The sequence below is a fragment of the Novosphingobium sp. genome (assembly GCF_965228995.1).
Taxonomy (GTDB): Bacteria; Pseudomonadota; Alphaproteobacteria; order Sphingomonadales; family Sphingomonadaceae; genus Novosphingobium.
On sequence record NZ_OZ245852.1, the window covers coordinates 1,073,736 to 1,098,227 of the forward strand.

21 protein-coding genes and 1 tRNA gene are annotated in these 24,492 nt (G+C 65.6%); 11 read left to right on the plus strand and 11 right to left on the minus strand.

Translation table 11 applies throughout. The features are described from left to right. Window positions 1–25: 25 nt before the first annotated feature. The 4 genes from ACO056_RS04955 (at window position 26) to ACO056_RS04970 (ending at window position 3,434) form a co-directional block, all read left to right on the plus strand. Window positions 26–481, plus strand: coding sequence for a MaoC family dehydratase (locus ACO056_RS04955; protein WP_421852690.1), 456 nt, complete (start codon window positions 26–28; stop codon window positions 479–481). Next, window positions 439–1,362, plus strand: coding sequence for an HpcH/HpaI aldolase/citrate lyase family protein (locus ACO056_RS04960; RefSeq protein ID WP_421852693.1), 924 nt, complete (start codon window positions 439–441; stop codon window positions 1,360–1,362). The genes ACO056_RS04955 and ACO056_RS04960 overlap by 43 nt, the downstream gene beginning before the upstream one ends. Then, on the plus strand, window positions 1,362–2,360 hold the full coding sequence (locus tag ACO056_RS04965) for an NADP-dependent oxidoreductase (RefSeq protein WP_421852696.1): 999 nt from the start codon (window positions 1,362–1,364) through the stop codon (window positions 2,358–2,360). Before ACO056_RS04960 ends, ACO056_RS04965 begins: the two co-directional genes overlap by 1 nt. Window positions 2,361–2,654: 294 nt before the next feature. Continuing rightward, complete coding sequence (locus tag ACO056_RS04970) at window positions 2,655–3,434, plus strand: SDR family NAD(P)-dependent oxidoreductase (protein WP_421852699.1); 780 nt, start codon at window positions 2,655–2,657, stop codon at window positions 3,432–3,434. Window positions 3,435–3,650: 216 nt separating this feature from the next. Here ACO056_RS04970 and ACO056_RS04975 read toward each other — a convergent pair whose 3' ends face one another. From ACO056_RS04975 to ACO056_RS04995, 5 genes are all read right to left on the minus strand, one after another. Further along, window positions 3,651–4,175, minus strand: coding sequence for a DUF1254 domain-containing protein (locus ACO056_RS04975; protein ID WP_421852702.1), 525 nt, complete (start codon window positions 4,173–4,175; stop codon window positions 3,651–3,653). Continuing rightward, window positions 4,172–4,750: a DUF1214 domain-containing protein gene (locus tag ACO056_RS04980; RefSeq protein WP_421852705.1), complete on the minus strand. Its 579-nt coding sequence runs from the start codon at window positions 4,748–4,750 to the stop codon at window positions 4,172–4,174. Before ACO056_RS04980 ends, ACO056_RS04975 begins: the two co-directional genes overlap by 4 nt. 34 nt (window positions 4,751–4,784) lie before the next feature. Then, window positions 4,785–6,095 carry an acetyl-CoA hydrolase/transferase family protein gene (locus ACO056_RS04985; protein ID WP_421852708.1) on the minus strand — a complete coding sequence of 437 codons (1,311 nt, stop codon included), beginning with the start codon at window positions 6,093–6,095 and terminating at the stop codon, window positions 4,785–4,787. A 1-nt stretch (window position 6,096) separates the two neighbouring features. Then, window positions 6,097–7,479 carry an amino acid permease gene (locus ACO056_RS04990; protein ID WP_421852711.1) on the minus strand — a complete coding sequence of 461 codons (1,383 nt, stop codon included), beginning with the start codon at window positions 7,477–7,479 and terminating at the stop codon, window positions 6,097–6,099. A gap of 141 nt (window positions 7,480–7,620) precedes the next feature. Then, a complete protein-coding gene (locus tag ACO056_RS04995) occupies window positions 7,621–8,094 on the minus strand; it encodes an Lrp/AsnC family transcriptional regulator (protein ID WP_421852714.1) in 474 nt (157 codons plus the stop codon). A 142-nt stretch (window positions 8,095–8,236) separates the two neighbouring features. Between ACO056_RS04995 and ACO056_RS05000 the strand changes: the two genes are divergently transcribed. After that, window positions 8,237–9,256, plus strand: a complete 1,020-nt coding sequence (locus ACO056_RS05000) for a 1-aminocyclopropane-1-carboxylate deaminase (RefSeq protein WP_421852717.1) — start codon at window positions 8,237–8,239, stop codon at window positions 9,254–9,256. 171 nt (window positions 9,257–9,427) lie between these two features. Here the strand turns inward: ACO056_RS05000 and ACO056_RS05005 are convergent, their stop codons facing one another. From ACO056_RS05005 to ACO056_RS05015, 3 genes are all read right to left on the minus strand, one after another. Beyond that, a complete protein-coding gene (locus tag ACO056_RS05005) occupies window positions 9,428–11,224 on the minus strand; it encodes a hypothetical protein (protein WP_421852720.1) in 1,797 nt (598 codons plus the stop codon). A gap of 77 nt (window positions 11,225–11,301) precedes the next feature. Further along, entirely contained in the window at window positions 11,302–12,534 is a 1,233-nt protein-coding gene (locus ACO056_RS05010) for an aromatic ring-hydroxylating oxygenase subunit alpha (protein ID WP_421852723.1), read from the minus strand. Between the two features lie 92 nt (window positions 12,535–12,626). After that, window positions 12,627–14,165 (minus strand): aromatic ring-hydroxylating oxygenase subunit alpha, encoded by a 1,539-nt coding sequence (locus tag ACO056_RS05015; RefSeq protein ID WP_421852726.1) that lies wholly within the window; start codon window positions 14,163–14,165, stop codon window positions 12,627–12,629. Window positions 14,166–14,324: 159 nt separating this feature from the next. On the opposite strand from ACO056_RS05015, the gene ACO056_RS05020 reads away from it, so the two are divergent. Continuing rightward, on the plus strand, window positions 14,325–15,923 hold the full coding sequence (locus ACO056_RS05020; protein ID WP_421852729.1) for a carboxylesterase/lipase family protein: 1,599 nt from the start codon (window positions 14,325–14,327) through the stop codon (window positions 15,921–15,923). Beyond that, a complete protein-coding gene (locus ACO056_RS05025; protein WP_421852732.1) occupies window positions 15,920–16,681 on the plus strand; it encodes an SDR family NAD(P)-dependent oxidoreductase in 762 nt (253 codons plus the stop codon). Before ACO056_RS05020 ends, ACO056_RS05025 begins: the two co-directional genes overlap by 4 nt. A gap of 12 nt (window positions 16,682–16,693) precedes the next feature. On the opposite strand, the gene ACO056_RS05030 is transcribed toward ACO056_RS05025, so the two are convergent. Continuing rightward, on the minus strand, window positions 16,694–18,508 hold the full coding sequence (locus ACO056_RS05030) for a hypothetical protein (protein WP_421852735.1): 1,815 nt from the start codon (window positions 18,506–18,508) through the stop codon (window positions 16,694–16,696). 717 nt (window positions 18,509–19,225) lie between these two features. Beyond that, entirely contained in the window at window positions 19,226–20,122 is an 897-nt protein-coding gene (locus ACO056_RS05035; protein WP_421852738.1) for an HNH endonuclease, read from the minus strand. A gap of 453 nt (window positions 20,123–20,575) precedes the next feature. Between ACO056_RS05035 and ACO056_RS05040 the strand changes: the two genes are divergently transcribed. The 4 genes from ACO056_RS05040 (at window position 20,576) to ACO056_RS05055 (ending at window position 24,352) form a co-directional block, all read left to right on the plus strand. After that, a complete protein-coding gene (locus ACO056_RS05040; protein WP_421852741.1) occupies window positions 20,576–21,103 on the plus strand; it encodes a carboxymuconolactone decarboxylase family protein in 528 nt (175 codons plus the stop codon). Next, a complete protein-coding gene (locus ACO056_RS05045) occupies window positions 21,103–21,621 on the plus strand; it encodes a DUF3237 family protein (RefSeq protein ID WP_421852744.1) in 519 nt (172 codons plus the stop codon). Before ACO056_RS05040 ends, ACO056_RS05045 begins: the two co-directional genes overlap by 1 nt. A gap of 71 nt (window positions 21,622–21,692) precedes the next feature. Next, the gene (locus tag ACO056_RS05050; protein ID WP_421852747.1) at window positions 21,693–23,000 is read left to right on the plus strand and encodes an aspartate aminotransferase family protein; all 1,308 of its coding nucleotides are present in this window, start codon (window positions 21,693–21,695) and stop codon (window positions 22,998–23,000) included. Further along, window positions 22,997–24,352, plus strand: a complete 1,356-nt coding sequence (locus ACO056_RS05055; protein WP_421852750.1) for a M24 family metallopeptidase — start codon at window positions 22,997–22,999, stop codon at window positions 24,350–24,352. The genes ACO056_RS05050 and ACO056_RS05055 overlap by 4 nt, the downstream gene beginning before the upstream one ends. A gap of 44 nt (window positions 24,353–24,396) precedes the next feature. Here the strand turns inward: ACO056_RS05055 and ACO056_RS05060 are convergent. Further along, window positions 24,397–24,483, minus strand: a tRNA-Leu gene (locus tag ACO056_RS05060). Window positions 24,484–24,492 lie beyond the last annotated feature (9 nt).

Genomic DNA, 24,492 nt, shown 5'->3' on the forward strand with positions numbered 1-24,492 from the left:
GCCCGTTCAAACAAGGAGAGAGATGATGGCAGGGCGCTGGTTCGAGGAACTGACCGTGGGCGAGGTGTTTCACCACCCGATCCGGCGGACCCTGACCGAAACCGACAACCTGTTGTTCTCGGCGATGACGCACAACCCGGCGCAGCTTCACCTCGACGAGGAATACATGAAGCAGACCGAGTTCGGCACGCGCCTCGTCAACAGCATCTTTACGCTGGGGCTGATGATCGGGATCAGCGTGGGCGAGACGACGCTGGGCACGGCGGTCGCCAATCTGGGACTGGACGATGTGCGCTTTCCCAAACCCGTGTTCATCGGCGATACGCTGCGGGTGGAGACCGAGGTGGCGGAGCTCAGGCCTTCGAAATCGCGCGGCGATCAGGGCGTGGTGACGTTCCTGCACCGAGCCTACAACCAGCACGGCGATCTCGTCGCCTCGTGCCGACGGGCCGCGCTGCAGCGGCGGAAGCCGGCAGCGTGACCGTGCGCAGTTCATGGCTGTTCGTGCCGGGCGACAGCGAGAAAAAGCTGGCGAAGGGGCTGGAGAGCGGGGCCCATGCGCTGATCCTCGATCTGGAGGATGCCGTGGCGCCGGGGCGCAAGGCGTTCGCGCGCGGGTTGGTGGCGGAGTTCATCGGCAGCGCCGGCAAGGCTGCGTCCGCGCCGGAGCTGTGGGTGCGGATCAATCCGCTGCGCAGCGCCGAGGCTTTGGCCGATATCGCCGCCGCCACCTGCCCGGGCCTTGCGGGGATCATGTTGCCCAAGGCCGAAGGCAGGGCTGACCCCCTGCTGCTGGGCCAGCACCTCGACAGGGCCGAGCGCATGGGCGGCGTGGCGGCAGGTTCGGTCGGGATATTTCCCGTCGCGACCGAGACGGCGCGCGCGGTGCTGTTGCTTTCACAATATGCCGAGGGTCCGATCCCGCGGCTCACCGCGCTGACCTGGGGGGCGGAGGATATTGCGGCCGATATCGGGGCCTCCGCCAATACCGACGAGCACGGCGTCTGGTTCGAAGCGTTTCGCGCGGCGCGGTCGATGGCCCTGTTTGCGGCCCATGCCGCGGGCGCGCAGGCGGTCGAGACGCTGCATGTCGACATCCGGGCTGAAGCCGCGCTTCTGGCGAGTACCCGACGCGCGCGGGCCGAGGGCTTTAGCGGGCGTATCGCGATCCATCCGGCGCAAGTGCCGGTGATCAACGCGGCCTTCACGCCCAGCGCGGACGAACTGGAACGCGCCCGCGCGATCGTCGCGCTGTTCGCGGCGGACCCTGCGGTCGGTACGGTCGCGTTCGAGGGCAAGATGCTCGACCGCCCGCATCTGGTGCAGGCACGGCGGATCCTGGCGGCAGCAGGCGAGGGGTGATGCGCAATCGGCAAGTCCTGCTTGTGAGCCGACCGACCGGGGTTGCGCAGAAAGAGGATTTCGCCGCTGTGGAGGGCGAAGTCCGGCTGCCGGATGAGGGCGAGATCCTCGTGCGCAATCGCTATCTCTCGGTCGAACCGGCGATGCGCGGCTGGATTGCTGACGTCGGCAACTACTCCGCGCCCGTAGCCATCGGCTCGGTCATGCGCTCGCTGGCAGCCGGTGAGGTGATCGAGAGCCGCCATCCGGACTATGCGCCGGGGGATCTGCTCACCGGCTGGTTCGGCTGGCAGGAGTTTGCGACGGTTGCCGGCGATGCCGTGGTCCGCAAGGTGGAAGAGACCGATCTGCCGCTCTCGCTTTCGCTTGGCGTGCTCGGGATCAACGGCACGACGGCGCTGCTCGCGCTCAACAGGATCGGGCAGCCGCGCCCCGGCGACACTGTGCTTGTTTCGACCGCAGCCGGCGCGGTCGGTAGCGCGGTGGGCCAGATCGCTCGCCTTCTCGGATGCCGCACGGTTGGCATTGCAGGCGGCCCGGCAAAGGTGGCGGCCTGCACCGAGCGGTTCGGCTACGATGCCGCCATCGATTACCGCGCGCCCGGTCTGGCCGAGGCGATCGAACGGTATTGTCCGGACGGAGTGCATGTTTATTTTGACAACGTGTCCGGGGCGATCAGCGACGCGGTCTATCCTTTGCTCGCACAGGGCGCGCGGGTCGTGGTCTGCGGCACAGCATCGATCCCGGACTGGAGCGATTGGCCGGTCGGCCCACGCGTTGAGCGGCACCTGCTGGTCAAGCGCGCGCGCATGGAAGGCTTTGTGATCTTCGATCATGCGGCCGAAGTACCCGCCGCTACGTCCCAGCTCGCCGCCTGGGTGCGATCCGGCGCGCTGCGCTATGAGGAAGACGTGCTCGAAGGGATCGCCGCGGCGCCTGACGCGCTCGCCGGACTCTATCGCGGCGAGAACCACGGGAAACGCCTGATCCGGCTTTAGAGCGTCGGCGGGCATTTCCTCGACCCGCGGCTGACCGGCTGCTCTTGCAGATAACCGCCATTCTGCATCATCGAGCAGACCGAAGGTAGTGCGCCCTACCTTGAACCCGTCTGAGTGCGAAAGTTGCGGCTGATCGATGGCGAGGCGCGGCAGGAAACTGGCGGATGGCGTCATGGATAAGCCGTTCGGCAACGGCCATCCTGCCAAGGCTACCGGGGCAGATATTCGAGCGCGCGCCTGCCTTTCCGGAACACCCAACCCGCTGGTGACGGCTGTACGAAAGAGAACATCGACATGACGAACATTGCGCCGGAAAACGATCGCGGCCTTGCCGGCCAAACTATTTTCGTCAGCGGCGCAGGCGCTGGAATTGGCCGGGCGGTCGCTGAAGCGCTGGGAGCTGCGGGTGCAAACCTTGCGCTGTTCGATCTCGATGCAGCGGCAATGGAGACCGTCGCCGAGCCACTGCTAACGCAGGGACTGCGCGTAAGCTGCCACGCCGGCGACGTCACGTCTGCGGCCGATGTCCACACCGCAATCGAGCATGCGGCCCAGCTTCACCAGAGACTGGACGGGGCGGTAAACAACGCCGGGATTGTGGGCGCTTCATCCGATGTTCTCGACTATCCGGCGGAGGTCTTCAGCCGGGTGCTGGACGTCAATGTCATGGGCGTTCTGCATTGCATGCAAGCTGAGCTCGGTGTGATGAAGCGGCAGGGGCGCGGTGCGATCGTCAACATAGCTTCGGCCGCTGCGATCATCGGATGGGCCGGCCACAGCGCATATGTCGCCAGCAAGCATGCCGTCGTCGGCCTGACCAAGACCGCCGCGCTCGAATATGCGGCGCAGGGCATCCGCATCAATGCGGTCTGCCCCGCCTTCATCTATACCGATCTGACAGCCGCACTGTTTCAGACGCCGGGCGTGCACGATGCGGCGGTCGCCAATCACCCTATCGGCCGCCTTGGCCAGCCTCGCGAAGTGGCCGAGGCCGTCATGTGGTTGCTTTCGGATCGCTCGTCGTTCGCCGTTGGCAGCAGTTTGGTGGTCGACGGCGCATCGACGATCGACTGAACGGCCGGACTGGCCCGGATCGAACCGGTCCGGACCGCCCTCAAAAGCCTGAATTCAAGATCGCATACAGACCGCAGAAATGGACGCGAAAGCGACAGCGACCGCGCTGCCGCTAGCCGTGTGCAGATCGGGCCTGTGGAGGACCCTCCCGCCCAAGCTGGAACACGCCGCCGGGGAGGTGGTGGTGGCTGTAGCATAGTTCCTCGCTGGTCAGGTTTATACGGTCAGCGTCCGGCACTGCGCCTTGCTGCGGATCGGGTCGACCTTTGCCGCCTCGGATGGATCGGCCAGCAATACGCGTTGCAGGACAACTCCCGTTGCATAGCGCACCCGGATCGTCTCGGTCCCCGCTGGCACCCGCTGTCCTTCCAGCGCAAGCACCACGCGCATTGGCCGCCCGGCCATTTGCTCGTCATTGCGCACGAAGGCGTTATCGGTCCGCGCGTCAAACACGCTGATCGAACTGTATCGGCCAGGTACCGGCACAGCCGTAATCTCCAGCGGTCCTGCCGTCAGATCGTAGGGGCAGGTGGAGTAGAGCAGGTCCGGGCTTGGCCGCACGACGAATTGCCGCTCCGCGCGCACCGGGGGCAAATGGGTGAAGCGGTTGATTGGCGCGTTTCTGGCGATCTTCGCCTCGGCAAGCCGCATCAAGCCAAAGGGCGCGGCGGCGAGCGTCGCGTAATAGCTGGCAATGGCAACGCCTGCGACCACGACCAGCGGAGCGAGGCGGCGGATCATCTGCGGCACTCCCCTCTGGTGATGGTCGGCAGGGTTATCCGCGCCGGATCGCGCGCCATTGTTCCGTGCGGCCGATAGGCTCTGAGGGTCAGTTCGAACAGGCCATCCGTGCCGGTGGGCACCCACAGGCCTGATTGCTCCGACGGGCCGATCTGCACCGTCCATTGATCGGCCGCGCCAGCCGGAATGCGCGCGCTGCCAATCGAATGCCGGCTCCAGCGATTGGGGATCAGCCAGCCTCCGCGGTCGTATAGGGTGATACTCCACCAACGTGCCTCGATGGCGCCGCCTGTCAGCGCATAGCTGCACTTGCCCGATAGCGGCGCATCGGCGCTATCGGTTGACGCGGTGAAATAGCGCGCCTCCTGCGCGGGAAGCGCCAGCAGCCCGCGCAGCGCGACGATCGCGCGTGTCTTCATATCGGCATGGGCGGTGCCAATGTCGCGTCCGGTGCTCCATGGCCCCACGCGCACATCATTGCCGAGGCCGCTGCCCCTGATCTGCCAGACCGCAAAGCCGCTGCCCAGCACGAGACCAAGGGCGATCAGGCCGACCCATTTGAGCACCGCTTTCACGCGTCCCTCCCCGTCTTGCCGGCGCGGCGCCTGTTCAGAAATACGCTCGCGGGATCAGCCCCTTGGCATAGGCCTCGCGCTCCAGCTCTTCGCGGAAATCGGGGTGCGCGAGTGTGATCATCGCCCTGGCCCGCTCGGCGACGGTGAGGCCCTTGAGGCAGACCATCCCGTACTCGGTCGCCGCATACATCACGTCGGTGCGCGGCACGGTCACGATGGTGCCCGGCGCCAGCCCCGCCACCACGCGGCTCTTGCGCACTCCATGCTTCTCGTAAGTCGATGGCATGCACAGGAACGCGCGCCCGCCGTTCGATTCGTACGCCGCCCGCACGAAGCCGAGCTGGCCGCCGGTGCCGCTGAAATGGCGGTAGCCATCGGCTTCCGATGCGGCTTGCCCCTGCAGGTCCATCTGCCCGGTGCTGTTGACCGCCACCACATTGTCGTTGCGCGCCACGAACCTGGGCAGGTTGGTGTAATCCACCTGCCGCGCCACGAAGGCAGGATTGCGATCAAGCGCGGCGTAGATATCCGCCGTGCCGATGGCGAAGGCATAGACCGCCTTGCCCAGATCGACCTGCTTGCGCGCGCCATTGGCCACGCCTGCCTTGACCAGCGCGACCAGCCCCTCGACCATCATTTCGGTATGGACGCCAAGGTCCTTCACGCCCGCGCCCGCCACTGCGCGACCCACCGCATTGGGGAGGCCGCCGATGCCCAGCTGCAGGCAGTCCCCATCGCGGATTTCCGCCGCCACCAGCCGCGCAATGGCAAGGTCCACCTCGCTCGAGACCGCGCTCGGCAATTCCGGGGCGGACAGGGCGGGCACCTCGATCACGAAGTCCACCTCGCTTTCGTGCACCGCGTTATCTGGGCCGAAGCAATAGGGCAGCGCCGCGTTGACCTCGACGATCACCACATCCGCCTTTTCCACCAGTGCGCGCATGTAGGAGGCGGAAATCGAGAAGTTGTAATTGCCGTCCGCATCCTTCGGGCAGACCTGGAACACCGCGATATCCACCCGCTCCACGAACCGCCGGTAGAGATCGGGCCATTCGCCCAGATTGAGCGGGATATAGGTGCAGCGCCCCGCATCGAACTGCCGCCGGTCATAGCCGCTGAAATGCCAGCTTGCCGAAAGCATGCGCGCGCCCTCGGGGTCGGCTTCCTGAAACGCGCGCGGCCGCGTCGTCAGGCAGCTGCGTACCTTCACGCCGGAAAGCTCGTGCACGCGCGCGGCCAATGCCTTGTCGAACGCCTCGGTCTGCGTCGCGCCGAACCCGTAATCGAGCCACATGCCGGATCTCACCAGCGCGGCCGCTTCCTCCGCCGTTACAACCTGCGGCATCTCAGGCGCGCTTTCCCGTCCGCAGCAGCCAGTATGCCGCCGCAAACAGCCCTGCGACCAGAAGGCTCATCCACAGCTGCGAGGCGAGATCCGGCTGCAGCCCCATGAACACCAGAACGTTGAGCATCGCGCCGATGGCGATCAGCGTGCCGTAGGGGTGGAACCACATCTTCAGGGTCAGCCGCTCGGGCGCCTCGCGCTCCATGCGGAAGCGCTCCTTGAGCTGCGCTACCGCCACCAGCATGTAGAGCAGGATCATCGTCACGCCCGAGGAGTTGACGAGGAAGCTGAACACCGTGCCCGGCGAAAGCCACTGCGCCGCCAGCGCGCCATAGGCAAACAGGCTGGCCGCAATGATCGCCCGCGCCGGCACCCCGCGCCCGTTCACATGCACCAGCCAGTCCGGCGCATCGCCAAAGCGGGCGAGGCCGAACAGCGCGCGGCTCGTCACGTAGAGACCGCTGTTGAGGCACGAGAGCACCGCCACAAGCACCACCGCGCTCATGATCGTCTCGCCGCCCGGAATGTGCATCGCGGCCAGCGTCGTCGCGAAGGGCGAATGGCCCGGCACGATGTCGGTCCACGGCACCACCGCCACGATCAGGCCGATGGCGAGCACATAGAACACCACGATCCGGAACGCGACCGAGACGGTCATCTTCGCGATCACTTTGGCAGGGTCAGGCGATTCCGCCGCCGCAATCGTCGCGATCTCCGCCCCGCAGAGCGAGAAGATGGTCGAGGCGACACCCGCCAGCACCGGCCCCCAGCCATGCGGCGCAAATCCGCCGTGCGCGGTCAGGTTGCTGATCGAGGCGCCCTGCGGTGCGGTGATCCCCATCACCCACATCCCGCAGATCAGGCTGAACACGAGGATCGCGGCCACCTTGATCGAGGAAAACCAGAATTCGAACTCGCCGTAGCTGCGCGTCGAAAGGAGGTTCACCCCGGTCATCAGCGCGGTCAGCGCGCCGCCGATGGCCCATTCCGGCACGCCTGGCAGCCAGCCATGAATGATCTTGGCCCCGGCAATCGCCTCGACCGCCACCACCACGACCCAGAAATACCAGTAGAGCCAGCCCGAAAGGAACCCGGAAAGGTGCCCGAGCCCCGCCCGCGCAAAATCGGGAAAGCTCGATACGCCCTCCAGCACGATCGCCATTTCGGCGATCATCCGCATCACCAGCAGGATCAGCAGCCCGGCGATGAGATAGGAAATCACCGCCGCCGGCCCGGTCAGCGAAATCGTGGTCGAGGAACCGACGAACAACCCCGCGCCGATGATCCCCCCGATCGCGATCATCGAAACATGGCGCGGCAGCAAAGTGCGGCTGAGCTCGACACCCCCCGCCGGAGTGGCCTCTGCGATCCCTACTGCGCCCACGAAAATCCCCTCGGTTGAACCCCGCATAGGGATAAGCGGCGCTGCCGTGCTGTCAAATGCCGTGTTTCACAAGAGAGCCCCCTCCTCTTCAGAGGAGGGGGTTGGGGGTGGTGGCTCTCCGCACAGCGCAGGCACCCCCCCTTAAAACCCCAGCGGCGCATTCTCCTTCACTTCCTTCATCACGAAGAACGTGCGCGTCTGGCGCACCCCCGGCAGTGTCAGCAGCCGCTGGCCGTGGAGCGCGTTGAAATCGGCGATATCGCGCACCCTGATCTTCAGCAGATAGTCGAAGTCCCCCGCCACCAGATTGCAATCGAGCACTTCCTTCATCCCCACCACCGCGCCCTCGAACGCGGCGAAGCTTTCCGGCGTCGAACGATCCAGCACCACGCCCACCATAACCAGCGTGCCGAGCCCCACCACGCCCGGATCGACCGCGCCCCGGAACCCGGTGATCGCGCCCGCTTCCACCAGCCGCGCCACGCGCCGGTGGCAGGTCGCCGGGCTCACGTTGGCCGCCTCGGCCAGTTCCTGGTTGGACCGCCGCCCGTCCGCCTGCAGCAGACGCAGCAGGTTGCGGTCGATCCGGTCAAGCTCAATGGAAGGTTCTTTCATGATATGTGCTGATAGCGGATAAATTGCGAAACAAACAGGTAATCAATCCCGATTGAAGTCAATCAAGTCCCCAAGATTGCAAGCACCTTCCGCAGACTTTGCATTAGCTTCCGGTCCGAATCAAACGCCACCCGGAGCCACCATGTCCCTCCTCGCCAAATTCGAACGCTACCCGCTCACTTATGGCCCCACCCCCATCGAGCATCTCCCCCGCCTCAGCGAGGCACTCGGCGGCAAGGTCGAGATCTGGGCCAAGCGCGATGATTGCAATTCCGGCCTCGCGTTCGGCGGCAACAAGCTGCGCAAGCTTGAATACATCGTCCCCGATGCCATCGCCTCGGGCGCGGACACGCTGGTTTCCATCGGCGGCGTGCAATCGAACCACACCCGCATGGTCGCCGCCACCGCCGCCAAACTCGGTATGAAGTGCGTCGTCGTGCAGGAAAAGTGGGTGCCGCATTATGACGCCGTCTACGACCGCGTCGGCAATATCCTGCTCACGCGCCTGATGGGCGCGGACAGCCGGCTGGTGGAAGACGGGTTCGACATCGGCATCCGCCAGAGCTGGGAGGACGCGATCGAAAGCGTCAAGGCGGCAGGCGGCAAGCCCTATCCGATCCCCGCCGGCGCCTCGGTCCACAAGTTCGGCGCACTCGGCTACGTCGGCTTTGCCGAGGAAGTCGCGGCGCAAGAGGCGGCGCTTGGCTTCCGGTTCGATTACATCGTCGTCTGCGTCGTCACCGGCTCCACACAAGGCGGCATGATCGTCGGCTTCGCGGCGCAGGACCGCGCCCACACCGTCATCGGCATCGATGCGTCCGGCACGCTCGAGCAGACCCGCGATCAGGTCCGCTCCATCGTGGACACCACCGCCGAACTGGTCGGCCTCGGCCGCCCCATCCGCGAGGACGAGATCGTCATCAACCCGGACTACGCCTACCCGGCCTACGGTGTCCCTTCCGAAGAAACCAACGCGGCCATCCGCCTCGCCGCCCGCACCGAAGCCATGATCACCGATCCGGTCTACGAGGGCAAATCGATGCAGGGCATGATCGACCTGACGCGCAAGGGCTTCTTCCCCGAAGGCAGCCGGGTGCTCTATGCTCACCTCGGCGGCGCGCCCGCGATCAACGGCTACAGCTACTACTACAAGGACGGCTAGGACGGACTGAGCCCCGACCAAACCCCATCAACTTCGTCATTCCCGCGCAGGCGGGAATCCAGAGCGGCCAGTCGCAACACCTGCGTCCTTCTGCTCTGGCCCCCCCCCCCTTCGCAGGGGTGACGAACCGTTTGCGCACTCAGATCCTCGCCGCAGGCGGGTCGGAGGGGCCTATAGCCGCTCGAGCGTCAGCAACCGCCGGTCCCCCAGCCACGCCCTGTCCAGCGCCGCTTCCGCCGCGCGCGCTTCCAGCTTGTGCCCCAACGCCAATTCGCTCTGCGCCAGACCCCACAGCGCCCAGCCATTGCCCGGCGCCACCAGCAGAGCCTGATGAAACGCATCGCGCGCCTCGGCTGCCTTGCCGCCCGCCAGCAGCGCCGCCCCCAGCGACTGGCCCACCGGATAGTACCAGTAAGGCGGCTCCTGATACGGGATCGTCCCCTCGATCGCCTGCGCGGCGCGGTATTCCTCGGCGGCCTTGCCGAAATCCTTGCGGGCAAAGGCCAGCCGTCCGCGCATCACGTGCTGCGCCAGATGGATGAGGTCCGTCCCCGGCACGCCCGTGCCTTCCAGCACCTTGATCCCCGGATCGGCGGTCAGCCGGTCCATCGCCGCCAGTTCCGCCTCCAGAGCCGCCGGACGGTTCAGCCGCGCATAGGCCACCCCGCGCGCGTAGTGCCACATCGCCAGCACATAGGGCAGGCGCGGCGTGGGCTTGGGCAGGCCCAGGATCTGCGCCGGAGTTCCCCCTTGCGCGAAGGCGAAGGAAGACGCGGCGACCACGGCCTGGATCCAGCCGAGCTCGACCGCCTTGTCCTCGGGGATGATCCGCATCAGCTTGCGCGCCTGCGCCACCGCCAGCCCGAGATCCCCCGCCTGCTGCGCCGACGTCACGATGAAGTGGACGTTGTGCGGGTAGTATCCGTAGCGATACATCCCGTCGTCCGGCACCCGCGCCAGATAGGCCTCGTCCGATTTCGCCGCGGCCACGTTTGCGCGGATCGAATCCTTGTAGCGCCCGATCCGGTAGTAGATGTGCCCCGGCATGTGCACGAGGTGCCCCGCCTCGGGCATCGCACTCATCGCCAGCGCATCCGCCGCCTTTTCCGCGCGCGCGGGGCTGACGTAGTTTTCCATCAGGTGGATATAGAGATGCGCCGCTTCCTGATGGCCGGGATGCCGCGCCAGCACATCCTCGACCAGCGCAACCGCCTTGTCGATCCGCGTGCGCGGTTCGCTGCGGCCCGGCTGCCAATAGTTCCACGGGCTCGTGTCCATCGCCGCCTCGGCCGCGAGCACGGCGATCTCGTCATTGCCCGGATGCGCCGCCGCAAGGCCCAGCATGGCATCGGCATAAGCCGCATCCATCGCAGCGCGGTCGGCCTTGGGATCAGCCGAATAGCGCGCCGCCAGCGCCCCGATCAGCGCCCGGTCCAGCGGCGGAGCATTCCCGGCCAAAGCCTGCGCCTTGGCCAGCGCATTCAGCGTCGGCGCCAGCGCCTTGGCTTCCATCGGCGCGTTGATGTTCGGCCCCTGGACCAGTGCCTCGCCCCAGAAGCACAGCGCGCAGCCCGGCGCGAGCGCCTGCGCCTTGCGGAACGAGGCGACCGCTGCCGCATGGTTGAAGTTGTAGGCCATCTCGATGCCCTGATCGAACCACGGCCGCGCCTCGGCGGTCAGCCCGCCCGGCTCCAGCGCAGACCGCGGCACCCCGCCATAGAGCGGGAACTTGCCCGGCACGACCGCTTTCGATTCTGGCCCTATCAGCGCTGCCGCCTGCTGCAATCGCCGCAGCAGGATCGGAGGGCTGGACCGAGCCCGCTCCGCACAAGCCGCCGCCGCGAGCCGCGAGGGATCGAGCATGGCAAGCGCAGCCGCGTCAGAGGCGGGCACGCGGTGCAGCGTGGTCGCCGCCGTGGCCGCTCCACCTGCCAGCAGCGCCAGCCCAAGTATTCGATAGATGCGCATGATGTCCCCCCTCGTGCCCCGAGGAGGGTCAGCCTATGGCAGCGGCGGCTGCGGCGCAATCGCCGCAGCCATCAGGATCATTCCGCTGCTTCGCGCTGCGCTTCGCGGGCGAAGATCTCCACCAGGTCATCGTCGCTGGCATCCAGCAGCTTTGCCGCCCAGGTGTGGAAGACCTGGCCGCCCCGCTCGTTGCGGCCAAACAGCACTTCCTTCATCAGCCCGCTCTGCAGCGCCTCGTGCTGGCGCTTGCCGGTCTTGTAGTCCTCGTCGCGCACCACGATCTCGAGGAAGTCGAACTGTTCGTGCGCCGCCTTGATCGCCACTTCGTCCGAAGGCTTCTTCTCCATCACGTAGAACTGGGTGGTGTAGCTCTCGCCCACCTTGTCGCCCGGGAACAGCTGGCTGATCATCGCGCCGCGCAGGCCGCCGCCGTAGAAGCTGGCGATCGAGATGTGCGGGAAGATCGTCCACACGCCCTGTACCAGCACGTCGTCGGAAATCTCGTCGTCGTTCAGCTGGCTGAGGTCGATCTGGCGGTCATCGCCCGAGGAAACCTTGATCGCGAACTTCGAAGGAGTCGAGAGGCGCTGGTGCGGCCCGAACTCGAAGTAGTTGGCGCGGTTGTAGAAATCCGAACCGAACGTGTTCGCATGGAGCACCGGCAGGTGGTAGAAATCGAGGTAGCCGTCATAGGCGGTCTTCCAGTTCGGCCCCGAAAGCGTGCGCTGGCTGAACAGGTACCAGTCGTCGAATCCGAAGGCTTTCAGCAGCTCGTCATAGCCGCACAGGTAGTCGGCAATCGAAAGCTTGGAACCCGGATCAAGCGTCGCCCAGATCAGGCCTGCGCTTTCGTAGACCGGGAAGCGGGTGAGGCAGAGCGCTGCCTTGTCCACCGCGCCGAAGTCCTGCGGGCTGGCGACGCCGATCAGGTCGCCGTCGTTCTTGAAGGTCCAGCCGTGGTAACCGCAAGTGAACCGGTTGGCATTGCCGCTGCCCGAAGCAACCGGGTTGCCGCGGTGCGTGCACATGTTGAGGAACGCGCCGACGCTGCCATCGCGCTGGCGGGTGAGCAGCAGCGGCACGCCGGCAATGTCCATCGCCTTGTAGTCGCCCGGATTGGGGATCTCGCACGAAGGCGCGACCATCAGCGGCAGGCGGCGGAAAATCTGCTTCTTCTCGCGCTCGAACAGCGCCTCATCGGTGTAGGTCGAGGCGGGAATGCGCACGACTTCGTCTGCGAGTTCCATCGTCCCGGCATCGCCATGGGCGATAAGCGAACGGGTCATTTCGATCAGCTGTTCACGTGACATGGTCTTATCCTCGAATCCCGGGGCAGGCATTTTCCGTGTCAGAGTGATCTCCGGCAGCCCTGCCTGCAATTGTCATTTTTGCTTGTCGCGGCTTATCTCGCCAATTGCTCGTTCAGCAGCATGTGGAAATGCCGAATCTTCGTTTCGCCATAATTCGCGAACACGATCTCCTTCGATTTGATCGATTTCATGCCCCGCTGCACGTGCGGCAGGTTGACCACGTCCTGGTTGAACACCTTGGCCAGCATGCCCAGCTCCTCGGCGTCGCAATAGTCGTCGTCGAAATCGAGCCAGTGCACTTTCGCCGGGGCCGGGCGCGCCTCGCCCAACTTCACCGGCATCATGAACATCGTCTCGTGGATGCATTCCTCCGGATTGTCGCCCAGCGGGCGGAACCGGTAGAAGATCGGATTGAGGCACCCCCACGGGCTGATGTTGGGGAAGAGGTTGTAGTAGATCGTATCGACGAACTCGGCGTCCGAAAGCGTGTCGACCTCGTCGCCCAGCACCCCCCGCCAATGCTCGCGCGCCGCGTCCGCCATGGCCTTGCGGCGGTCGGGCACCGGGCCGGACGTCGTGTGGTCCTCCTGCAGCTCCCACCCTTCCGGCAGCCGCCCGCCGACCCAGTCGCACAGCTGCACATCGGCATGATCGAGCGCGCCTTCGATATGGTGCGCCTGATGGTCGAAGATCCCGACGCGCCCGTCGCGCGCCGTCACTTGCACACGGTCCTCGCCCAGCCGTTCATAGACATCGCCGGAAAGCGCATGGCGCACCTTGGCGTACGTCTTGGCGCCCTCCAGCGGGTCTGCCACCAGCGCGGGGTTCACGTGGGGGCTGAGCAGGCCATTGGGCGAGATCGCGCGCGACATGTTGCCGAACACATCGTACTTCGAATTGGCATCACCCATCACGTCGAGCAGCGTCGGGTGCGTCGCCACCACGTGGTAGGCCTCCATGAACGCCTCCTGCGCCACCTTCCAGTTGCAGCGCAGCTTCTTCGCCACGTGCACCGCCTTGTAGCGCCGCTCGAACGGGATCGGCTGGAAGTGCCGGTCGATATCGCCGAGGAAGTCCGCGAAGGGCTGTGCGTTGTCATCCGGGTTGATGAACACCCAGCCGCCCCAGCGCCCCACCCGCACTGGCGGCAGGCTGTGCGTTTTCGCGCTGACCGAGGGGAAGTCCCACTGGCACGGCACTTCCTTGAGCGCGCCGTCGATCTTCCACGCCCAGCCGTGGAACGGGCAGCGGAACTCGTGCATCCCGGCGCTGTTCTCCGTCAGCAGCGCGCGCCCGCGGTGGAGGCAGGCGTTGGGGAAGGCCTTGATCTCGTCCGGCCCGGTGCGCACCACGATGTAGGAAAGATGCGCAATGTCATAGACATGGCTGTCCCCCACGTTCGGGATATCGTCCTCGTGGCAGGCCATTTGCCACACCCGCTTCCACAGCCGCTCGACCTCGAGATCGAAGAAATCGCGCGAATGGTAGATGCTCGGATCGACAATCGTCGGCCCCGGCGGCAGCGGGCTCTCCTCGCGCAGCCGCGCCGGCACCGCGTGGGTATCCATGTCCAGCAGCGCGTCATACGTGATGCCCTTGGACCGGTTCGTCCCCGTCAGCGTCTCGACCATGTGCCGTCTCCTCTTCCGATGTGGATGATGACGCACCGTGCCCCGCGCAGGCTTTGACCTGCCTCAAATTGGCGGCCCTCAAAAATGACAGCGCAATCGGCAAGGGTTGCAACTCCGGCCCCCGTGCGTACCAACAGGCGCGAAACGCGTGGGGGGAATATGATCCGGAAACTTGGCTGCGCCCTTGTCGCTCTCGCTGTGCTTCTGCTTGGCGCTGCCCCGCTCGCTGCCCAGTCCGCGCCGCAGGGCGAGATTGTCAGCACCGCCTCGGGCAAGGTCGAAGGCTTCGTCCGCAATGGCGCGCTCGAATTTCGCGGCATCCCCTATGCCGGCCCCGTTTCCGGCGATGCCCGCTGGAGCCTGCCACAACCTGCCGCCCCCTGGACCAATGTCCTCCCCGCCATGCACTTCGGCGGTGCCTGTCCGCAGGCCGCACGCTACGGCATTACCGAACGCAGCGATGCGGAAAACTGCCTCACGCTCAACGTGAGCCTGCCCACCGCCAAAACCGCCGCCCCGCGCCCGGTGCTGGTGTGGCTCCACGGCGGCGCCTTTGTCGGCGGCGCTGCCTCGCTGTACCGGCTGGACCGGCTCGCGCGTGGGCTGGATGCCGTCGTCGTCAGCGTGAACTACCGCCTCGGCGTGTTCGGTTTCATGGCCCCGCCTGCTGGGACATCGGGCGCGGGCCATGTCCTCGGCCTTGAAGACCAGCGCCTTGCCCTGCGCTGGATCAAGGCCAACATCGCGGCCTTCGGCGGCGACCCTGAGAACATCACGCTCGCGGGCGAATCCGCCGGTGCCGCTTCGGTTTGCATGCAGCTCATGGCGCCGGAGCAAACGCGTGGCCTGTTCCACCGCGCCATCATCCAGAGCGGCGCTTGCGGCACACCCCTGCGCACGCTTCCCGAGGCCGAAGCCTTCGCCGCCAAAGTCGCGAAGGAAGCCGGCTGCCCCGATTCCGCCACAGCGCTCACCTGCCTCAAGGCCATCGACGCGCAGGCCCTGATCGCTGCCGGTGCCCGCGCGGCGAGCGGCGAACTCCTCGCCTTCGCCCCCTTCACCGGCAACCCCACTGTCCCGCGTCCCACCCTCGCTGCCCTGCAGGCGGGCCAATTCCTCCGCGTCCCCGTCCTCAACGGCTTCACCCGCGACGAAATGCGCCTCTACGTCGGCTATGATGTGCAGGGCGGCGCAAAGATCACCCCCGAAACCTACCCGTCTGCCGTCCGCGCCATCTATGGCGACAAGGCGGACAGGGTCCTCGCGCGCTACCCCCTCAAACCCGGCGAACACCCCGCCGAAACCTTGGGCTCGCTGATGACGGACTTCATGCCCGGCCTCGGCATCACCCATTGCCTCGAAATCGAAAGCGGCCGCCTGCTTGGCGCGTTCCAGTGGGAATATGCGGATCGCACTGCCCCCGTGCGCGGCGTTTCGATCCCGATCCTCCCCGAACCCGGTTTCAACCTCGGCGCCGTCCATTCGGCCGAGCTCAACGCCCTGTTCCCCAATTTCTCCAACACCGCCGCCGTGACTGCCCCCGATCTCGCCCCCGCCTCGCAGGCGCTGGCAGATGCCATCGTCACGACATGGGCCGCCTTCATGCGCGGCAAACCGCCCGCCGCCGATTGGCCGTCCGGCCAGGTCATGCGCTTCGAACCCGGCGCCGTCCGCCCGGTCGATGCCTGGGCCGAGTACCGTTGCGATTTCTGGCGCTCGGAATATCCCGCCTTCTTCTCGACAAAGGAATCCAAATGAACACCGCCATCGTCACCGGCGCCGCGCAGGGCCTCGGCCTTGTTACCGCCCGCCGCCTCGCCGCTGCAGGCTACCGCGTCGTCCTTACCGATATGCAGGACGTGTCCGCGCAGGCCGCCGCCATCGGCGCGGCGGCCATCGGCATCAGCGGTGATGTCTCCAGCGAAGCCTTCGTCGAAGACATGGCCGCCCGCGTCGCCGCCGATTTCGGCGGCGCGCAGGTCCTCGTCAACAACGCCGGCATCAGCCTGATTCAGCCGGCGGAAGATACCACGCTCGATCAGTGGCAGAAGATGATGGCGGTGAACTTGCAGGGCCCCTTCCTCCTCTGCCGCGCGTTCGGCCGCCAGATGCTCTCCGCGGGCAAGGGCTCCATCGTCAACGTCGCCTCGGTCGCGGGCCTTGGCGGCGTGATCCACCGCTCGGCCTACAACACCTCCAAGCACGGCCTCATCGGCCTCACCCGCACTCTCGCGGGCGAATGGGGCGGCCGGGGCGTGCGCGTCAACGCGGTCTGCCCCGGCTGGATCAAGACCGAGATGGACGTCAAGGACATGGGCTCGGGCGCCTATGACGATACCGATATCGTGAACCGTGTGCCGATGGCCCGCTTCGCCATGCCCGAAGATGTGGCGGAGGCCATCACCTTCCTCGCCTCAGGCGCCGCCGCCTTCATCAACGGCGTCAGCCTCCCCGTAGACGGCGGCTGGACGGGCGATATCAGCTGGGACAGCCTCCGCCTCAAGACGCGGGGCTGATCCGTTCGATCCTCAACCGCGCACTTTCCAGAACAGCATGTTGCTGCCCGGTGCCAGATCAACCTTCTGCAGCCAGTCCGGGGTCTGGTTATCCAGCAATTGCGCCATGAAGCCGTGCGGGGCGTAGAGCCGGTACGTCGCCGGTTCGCCCACATTGGGGCAGACCACGATCAGCGTGACCTGGCGGCGGCGGATCATCGCATGGGCCTCGTCGGCACTGCCCACGAACGCGCTCACCACATCGTGCATGGCAGCCGCGCCGCGATGGTGGTCGGTGGCAACCACCCGCTGGTGTGAGCGGGCCAGAATGAACGCGCCGATATCGAGCGGCATCAGGATATCGGTCGCAGGCAGCGTGTCGAGCGCGCGCCCCGCCATCGCATAGTCGCATTTGCCCCCGGGCGCTTGCCGCGCGGCTGGTCCGGCGGCCGGCGCAAACGGGGCGGAGAGCAAAGTCCACGCCAGCAGCGGCATCGGCGGCAACAGCATCGCCAGAATGACCAGATAGCCCGCACCGCGGCGCAGCGGCCGCTGCGTGCGCAAGGCAATCAGCCAACGCATGATCAGCACCCCGGTCGACAAGGCGGCAATGCCCGAAGCCGTGGCCGATGCGCGCTGAAACAGGATCGCGATCGCCAGCGCCCCGGCCACCAGCAGCGCGTGATCGCGCCACCACGCCTTCTCGGCGGCGCTGGCCGCATCACGCCACAACAGCGCCGAGGCAAACAGGCCCACCAGCGGCAAACCCACGGTTTCGAGCGCCATCGGCAGCGGCAGTTCCCAGACCGGCAGGCCCTCGGTCACATGTCCGTACCACAACCGGTAAACCAGCGGATCGAGCATGGAGAAAGCCCCGCCGCGGCATTGCGGCAGGCTGAGCCAGGCGCTCGCCAGTGTCACCCCGCCAATCACCGCGAACGCTCCCAGCACCGCGGGCCAGCGCTGCGGCGCCTTCAGCGCCAGCCCCGCGCCGCCCAGCGCAACGATCGCAAGCAGCGCCAGATGCACCGGTGAAATCTGATCGCAATGCGTGACGAGATCGGCCATGCCGCGCGTGCCGAGGAAGATCGCGCCACTGGCCAGTGCCAGCGCGGAAGCCGCCGCCGCAAAACCGGCGAACGGGCGCCGCGCCGGTTCAAACAGCCCGCGCAAGGCCAGCACGCCCAGAAACACCGCAGTGATCGGCAGGCCCTCGATCGAGACGGCCAGCAGCGCCGCCAGCGCGATGCCGATGATCAGCCCGCCACGCACCGCATCGCGCGCCGCCAGCCCGTTCACGGCGACCAGCGCCAGCACCACTTGCCAGCCATGATGATCGATCCGCAGCGGGGTCATCTGAAACAGCAGCTGCAATCCGAAGCTGGTGACAAGGCAGACCATGACAACCGCTTCGCCATTGTAGAATCGCGCCGTCAGCCGCCCGACCAGCATCAAGGTAATCAGCAGGGTGAGCAGCGGCACCGTGACCAGCGTGATCAGCTCGGCCTGCGCCGTGCCCACCAGCGGCCGCAGGAGCACGATCATCGCGGCCAGCGGCACATCGACCAGCCGCGACCAATGCATCAGCACGCCTTCGGGCGCGGCAATGCGGTACTGATGCACATCGAACCAGCTTTGCCCACCCAGCCAGTCGCGCACTTGCACCAGCCGCAGCGCATCGTCGGGATCGGTAAACCGCACCGCCGCAATGGCCCCGGCACTGACGATGAGCAGCAGAACCGCCATCACCAGCCACACCGCAAGCACAAGCCAGGGCCAGCTCGCAGCGGTATGCGGCGCGCCATCCCGCAATGCCGCGACATTGCCCCCGGTGCTGACGTCTCTCACTACACTAGGCCCTCATTCCACCGGTGGTCTACCGCCGCAGTGGTAGCTGGATGTCACTAAGGTATGGCTAATGAAGCCTTGCAAACCTGAAGATCGCGCAGGCTGGCGGCGAAGGCGGGGTTGGAATTGCGCTAATCGGCTTGCGCCGCCCAACAGATCCTCTCCATTTTTGCGGAACGCACAAATGGGGAGGTGGCATCGGCGCAGCCGATGACGGAGGGGTGATCTCTTCCCGGCCAAGGGGATGGCACCCGCTCATTGTGAACATATTGAAGGTCAGAGGAGCGAGCCCGGTGAGCTCCCAGCCAAAGCCAGAAAGAGAACCTTCAGCTGGCAAGAGCGATTGCCTTTGCAACCCCAGTCCTTTCTGAGGCCTCACAAAACCACCCCGTCATTCCATTGACGAAGGGGGGGCAAGGGAGCGCAAAGCTAGAGTCAGGACCTATTAACCGCGCCTTCGAGGTTTGAGGCAAAATGGCTCAGTGCTAGGAAGGAAGCCGCAGGAATATGTCAATATTTCAAGGCTTCCTGACGAAGCAATGGGCCATTTTGGTCAAATCCTGCAGGACGCTGGAATGGCTTCCATCTCAGACGGAAATTCACTTGGAAAGGCAACCAGCCTTCCCGGCGTGAATTTCCGCCTGATATGTTCGCCATTCCAGCGCCTCGAAGGCGCGCTTTATAGGTCCTGACCCTAGACGCACTGATGCAGCGAGGTCAGTGCTTGAAGCAATATTCGCGATGCCACGCGAGGAATGCCGGATGCGGTCGATCGAGCGGACGCTTTGGCTGGATCGCAAAGCCGGATTTGTTGAGTAAGGAACTGATACCGTGCGGGTCGTTCACTTGGCGGCTCACAAGAATCTGCAGATCGTCCGAGAGACCAATTAGCCCCCGATCAAACATCCAATGCACGGTTCCTGAAAGTGCAATCCCGTTGGTAACAATATCGGGCCCACCCCGATCTACCGGCCGGATATGCGCTGCTTCTACCTCCGCGCGACCACCTCCGTTAATCAGCTTCAATCCGGTCAAGGCACAGCGTGCATCGTAAGCTTCGACCACGCGTCGGCGGAACAATCGGTCTCGGACCAGCCGCGAACCTAAATTGGCTACACGAGAACGTTCGATCTCGAACTCAAACGGTGCGCGTTCTTCGTGCAGTACGTTGTCGACAGTTTCGTCGATCCTCGGCAGGAAGTCCTCATCTTCAGCAAGCCCAATATCGATGATGAGGTTGAAGTCTGCCGCCGATAGCGGGCGGACCGCAGACTGAGCTCTGCCAGAAATCTTGCCTTGATCGTTCAAGACGCCGCGTTCGACGAGCCCTAGCGAACCGTTGAAGGGGACGTGGTTTGGGAAATCGAGATAAGTGCCGGGTTCGATCAGGGCGAGGAACATATCCTTGCCGGTTGGATCCGCTACAACATTTGCTACCTTCGCCGCTGCAAAGTATCCGCGCGTATCGCGAACTTTGCTCGGCTCGTAGTAGATAATCCAGTCGCCAATGCAGGCGCTGGCTCGGCTGAGATATTGACGGGGGAACTGATATCGCTCGGCAGGGCTGTCGTCATAGATCGAGTCAGTTCGATGAACGAAAACACCCTTGGCCATGTCGATCACGCTCCGCCATCAGATTGCGTTTGCCCTTCAATACACGTGCAAATCCCATAAGCACCACCACTCCATGTTGTTCGCCCAACCCAATTCCGTGCATTCCGACCCCCATTCTCAAACCATCAACCCCACAGACAAGCACTTTTCCGAAAATAAATAACAGACGCGTCTGTTATTTATAAATCGCTGTCCTACAGCCACCCCCTTGCGGCATGATCCTGCCCGCCCGTCCCCCGCAGCCGGAATCGCCCGCTTTGCCGCACTTTTTCGCCCAATCCCGCCGCCCAGTGATCGCTGCAATCGATCAATGCCTCCGCACTGATCGATTGCAATTATTCCTCAGGACTGTGTCAACTGTGTCAACTTGGCCCCGCGCCGCCTGTCAGATTGAGGAGTGGTCGCGAGGCGCGTCGCAGCGTTTCATGGCGGCGATAAGATAAGGAGAATGCCATGCGTGTTGCTCTGCCCGAGGCCCACCACCAGAACCCGCTCGGCCACTTGTCCGAGCATTATGCGCCCGAGATCGTGAACGCCGCTTTCGGCTTTTCCGATGTCACCTACCGCATGTCGAAGCTGCCCACCCGCCTGTTCGAAGGCGCGCGGATGCGCACGGCGCTGATCAACGGGTGCCAGCTCTGCCAGAACTTCCGCGTGCTGCGCGATCGGCCCGATATCGAGCGCACAAACGGCCCCGCGCCGGACGAGGCATTCTACGCCGCCGTGCACGAATGGCGCACCTCGGCCGTCCTTTCGGAGCGTGAGAAGCTCGCCATCGAATATGCCGAGAAAGTCGGCCTCGATCCGCAGGGCCTCGCCGCGGATGAAGACTTCTGGGCGCGCTACAAGGCCGCGCTCAGCGATGAAGAGATCGTCGATCTCGCCTTCTGCGTCGCGGTGTGGATGGGGCTGGGGCGCGTTGCCCATGTGCTCGGTCTCGATGCGGTCTGCGCTCTGCCGGCGCTGCGCGAAGTGGCTTGATGAACCGGCGCGGTCTGCTCGGCGGGCTGGCGGCGGGCGGCGCGGCTCTGGCAGGCGGCGCTGCTGCCCGGGCGGCAGACCTCCCGGCCGGCCCGCGCGCGGTCCTCGTCTATACCGCCGTCGCCTTGCTTGAAGAGCGCGTCTCCCACGGCACCACGCCTTATGGCGAACGGTTCCTCGTGCCGATCATCGGCGGCAGCTTCGAAGGGCAGGACTTGCGCGGCCGCATCCTCCCCGGCGGCGCGGACTGGCAGCTCCTGCGCGCCGATGGCTATCTCGAACTCGTCGCCGATTACTGCATGGAGACTGACGACAAGGTCCAGATCAAGGTCACCAACCGCGGCCTGATCCAGACCGTGCCGGGCGCGGACGGCAAGCGCTATGCCATGACCACGCCGCGCTACGAGGCACCGATGGGCAAGTACGGCTGGCTCAACCAGCTGATCTTTGCCGGAACGGTCGCGCCCGGGGAGAGCAAGCCGCCGTCGGTGCGGCTCGCGATCTACAAACTGGTCTGAGGCTTCCACACTGCCGCGGAACGTGCCACCGTGCACCGGTTTGTTTTACCGCGTCCGGAAAGCCCTCCCAGATGAACACGCCCGACCTTGCCGCCTGGTGGATGCCCTTCACCGCCAACCGCCAGTTCAAGTCCAGCCCCCGCCTCCTCGCCGAAGCGCGCGGGATGTTCTACCGTTCGGCAGACGACCGCGAGATTCTGGACGGCACCGCGGGCCTGTGGTGCGTCAACGCCGGGCACGGGCGGGAGGAGATCGCCGACGCCGTCTCGCACCAGATCCGCACGATGGACTTCGCGCCGGCCTTCCAGATGGGCCATCCCATCGGCTTCGATTTCGCAACCCGCCTTGCCGAAATCGCCCCCGCCGGGCTCGACCGCGTGTTCTTCACCGGCTCGGGTTCTGAGTCGGTCGATACCGCGCTCAAGATCGCGCTCGCCTACCAGCGCGCGATCGGACAGGGCACCCGCACCCGCTTCATCGGGCGCGAGCGGGGCTATCACGGCGTCGGCTTCGGCGGCGTTTCGGTCGGCGGCATTCTCAATAACCGGCGCGTGTTCACCAGCCTGCCCGGCACCGATCACATGCGCCACACCCACGATCCGGCGCGCAACCGCTTCACCCGCGACCTGCCCGAACACGGCGCGGAGCTGGCAGACGATCTCGAACGGCTGGTCCAGCTCCACGGCGCGGAGACCATCGCGGCGGTGATCGTCGAACCGGTCGCGGGCTCCACCGGCGTGCTGCCGCCGCCCAAGGGCTATCTCGAACGCCTGCGCGAAATTGCGACGCGGCACGGCATCCTGCTCATCTTCGATGAAGTCATCACCGGCTTCGGCCGCCTCGGCACCCCGTTCGGCGCGGACTACTTCGGCGTGACACCCGATCTCATCACCACTGCCAAGGGCATCACCAACGGCACCCTGCCGATGGGCGCCGTTTTCGCCAGCCGCGCGGTGCATGATGCGATGATGCAGGGGCCGGAAAACCTCATCGAGCTGTTCCACGGCTATACCTATTCCGGCCACCCGGTCGCCTGCGCGGCGGGTATCGCCACGCTCGATATCTATGCCCGCGAAGGCCTGCTGACCCGCGGCGCGGAACTGGCGCCGCTTTGGGCCGATACGCTCCACGGACTGCGCGATGCGCCGCATGTGATCGACGTGCGCACCATCGGCCTCGTCGGCGGGATCGAGCTGGCCTCGCGCGATGGTGCGCCGGGCGCGCGCGCCTACGACGTGTTCACCGATTGCTTCCGCGCGGGCCTGCTCATCCGTGTCACGGGTGACATCATCGCGCTCTCCCCGCCGCTGATCATCGAGCCTGATCATATGGGCCGCATTGCCGAGACGATCCGCGCCGCGCTGGAGCGGGCCGGGTGAAGGTTCTGCTCGCCGCAGCCGCGGCAGCGCTCCTTGCTGTCCCGGCGCTTGGCGCGCCCGCTCCGATTGGCATGAGCGAGACGGAACAGCAGGCGCCCGCCGTGCCCCCAATCCTGTCTGCGCGCGAACGGGCCGCGACCGAGAACCGCATCCTCGCCGAGCGGCTCGATACGGTGATCCCGGCGATCATGCGCGCGGAAGGCATCGACCTGTGGCTGCTGGTCGCGCGCGAGTATTTCGAGGAACCGGTCGTCGCCTCGATGCTCGATGCCGAGAACATGCACGCGCGGCGGCGGACGATCCTGATCTTCCACGATCCGGGCGGCGGCAAGCCCGTCGAGCGGCTCACCGTCAGCCGCTATGGCCTTGGCGGACTTTTCGCGCCCGCATGGGATCCGGCGAAGCAGCCCGACCAGTGGCAGGCGGCGGCAGACATCATCACCGCGAAAAATCCGGCTAAGATCGCGGTCAACATTTCGGACCTGCACCAGTTTGCCGATGGCATGACGGTGAGCCAGCACGACAAGTTCACCGCCGCCCTTCCGTCCGCGATGCGCCAGCGGATCGTCAGCGGCGAGGGGCTTGCCATCCGCTGGCTGGAGACGCGCACCCCCACCGAGATGGCGCTCTATCCCGTGATCGAGCGCACGGCCCACGCAGTGATCGGCGAGGCTTTCTCGCGCAAGGTCATCACGCCCGGCGTCACGACCGCTGAAGACGTGCAATGGTGGTATCGCGACCGGCTGCTGCAACTCGGTCTCGATGCATGGTTCCATCCATCCATTGGCATCCAGCGCCAGGGCGTGAAGGGCATGCTCGAAGGCGCGGAGGTGATCCGGCCCGGTGACCTCTTGTGGACTGATTTCGGGATCACCTACCTCAGGCTCAACACCGATACCCAGCACCTCGCCTACGTCCTGAAGCCGGGCGAGACCGAGGCGCCGGCGGGCTTGAGGCAGGGCCTTGCGAACAGCAACCGCCTGCAGGACATCCTCCTTCGCCAATTCGCGGTCGGGCGCAGCGGCAACGAGGTGCTGGCCCGGGCGCTGGTGGAGGCCAAGGCTGCCGGGCTTGACCCTTCGATCTATTCGCATCCCATCGGCCTCCACGGCCACGGCGCGGGGCCTTCGATCGGCTTCTGGGACAACCAGAACGCGGATCCGCGCGGTGAGGCGGCGATCCATGCGAGCACGGCATGGTCGATCGAGCTGACAACATATGCACCCGTGCCCGAATGGGGCGACCAGCGCGTCGATTTCCGCGCCGAGGAGAATGCGTTCTTCGACGGCAAGTCCGTCCGCTTCATCGATGGACGCGAGACGCGCCTGACCCTGATCTCTCCGGATCCGTGACCGCTTCCGGCAAGGCCGGTTATATCATTGAAATTACGAAAAAATGGTGCCCAGAAGAGGACTCGAACCTCCACGCCCTTGCGAGCGCCAGCACCTGAAGCTGGTGCGTCTACCAATTCCGCCATCTGGGCACGGTAGCG

Bases quoted from the DNA above. Each gene is read 5' to 3' on its own strand.
- ACO056_RS04970 (WP_421852699.1), top strand. From the start codon at position 2,655: ATGACGAACATTGCGCCGGAAAACGATCGCGGCCTTGCCGGCCAAACT.
- ACO056_RS05010 (WP_421852723.1), bottom strand. From the start codon at position 12,534: ATGTCACGTGAACAGCTGATCGAAATGACCCGTTCGCTTATCGCCCAT.
- ACO056_RS05045 (WP_421852744.1), top strand. From the start codon at position 21,103: ATGAACCGGCGCGGTCTGCTCGGCGGGCTGGCGGCGGGCGGCGCGGCT.
- ACO056_RS05025 (WP_421852732.1), top strand. From the start codon at position 15,920: ATGAACACCGCCATCGTCACCGGCGCCGCGCAGGGCCTCGGCCTTGTT.
- ACO056_RS04975 (WP_421852702.1), bottom strand. From the start codon at position 4,175: ATGATCCGCCGCCTCGCTCCGCTGGTCGTGGTCGCAGGCGTTGCCATT.
- ACO056_RS05005 (WP_421852720.1), bottom strand. From the start codon at position 11,224: ATGCGCATCTATCGAATACTTGGGCTGGCGCTGCTGGCAGGTGGAGCG.
- ACO056_RS05020 (WP_421852729.1), top strand. From the start codon at position 14,325: ATGATCCGGAAACTTGGCTGCGCCCTTGTCGCTCTCGCTGTGCTTCTG.
- ACO056_RS05035 (WP_421852738.1), bottom strand. From the start codon at position 20,122: ATGGCCAAGGGTGTTTTCGTTCATCGAACTGACTCGATCTATGACGAC.
- ACO056_RS04955 (WP_421852690.1), top strand. From the start codon at position 26: ATGGCAGGGCGCTGGTTCGAGGAACTGACCGTGGGCGAGGTGTTTCAC.
- ACO056_RS05015 (WP_421852726.1), bottom strand. From the start codon at position 14,165: ATGGTCGAGACGCTGACGGGGACGAACCGGTCCAAGGGCATCACGTAT.
- ACO056_RS04965 (WP_421852696.1), top strand. From the start codon at position 1,362: ATGCGCAATCGGCAAGTCCTGCTTGTGAGCCGACCGACCGGGGTTGCG.
- ACO056_RS05050 (WP_421852747.1), top strand. From the start codon at position 21,693: ATGAACACGCCCGACCTTGCCGCCTGGTGGATGCCCTTCACCGCCAAC.
- ACO056_RS05040 (WP_421852741.1), top strand. From the start codon at position 20,576: ATGCGTGTTGCTCTGCCCGAGGCCCACCACCAGAACCCGCTCGGCCAC.
- ACO056_RS05000 (WP_421852717.1), top strand. From the start codon at position 8,237: ATGTCCCTCCTCGCCAAATTCGAACGCTACCCGCTCACTTATGGCCCC.
- ACO056_RS04985 (WP_421852708.1), bottom strand. From the start codon at position 6,095: ATGCCGCAGGTTGTAACGGCGGAGGAAGCGGCCGCGCTGGTGAGATCC.
- ACO056_RS04995 (WP_421852714.1), bottom strand. From the start codon at position 8,094: ATGAAAGAACCTTCCATTGAGCTTGACCGGATCGACCGCAACCTGCTG.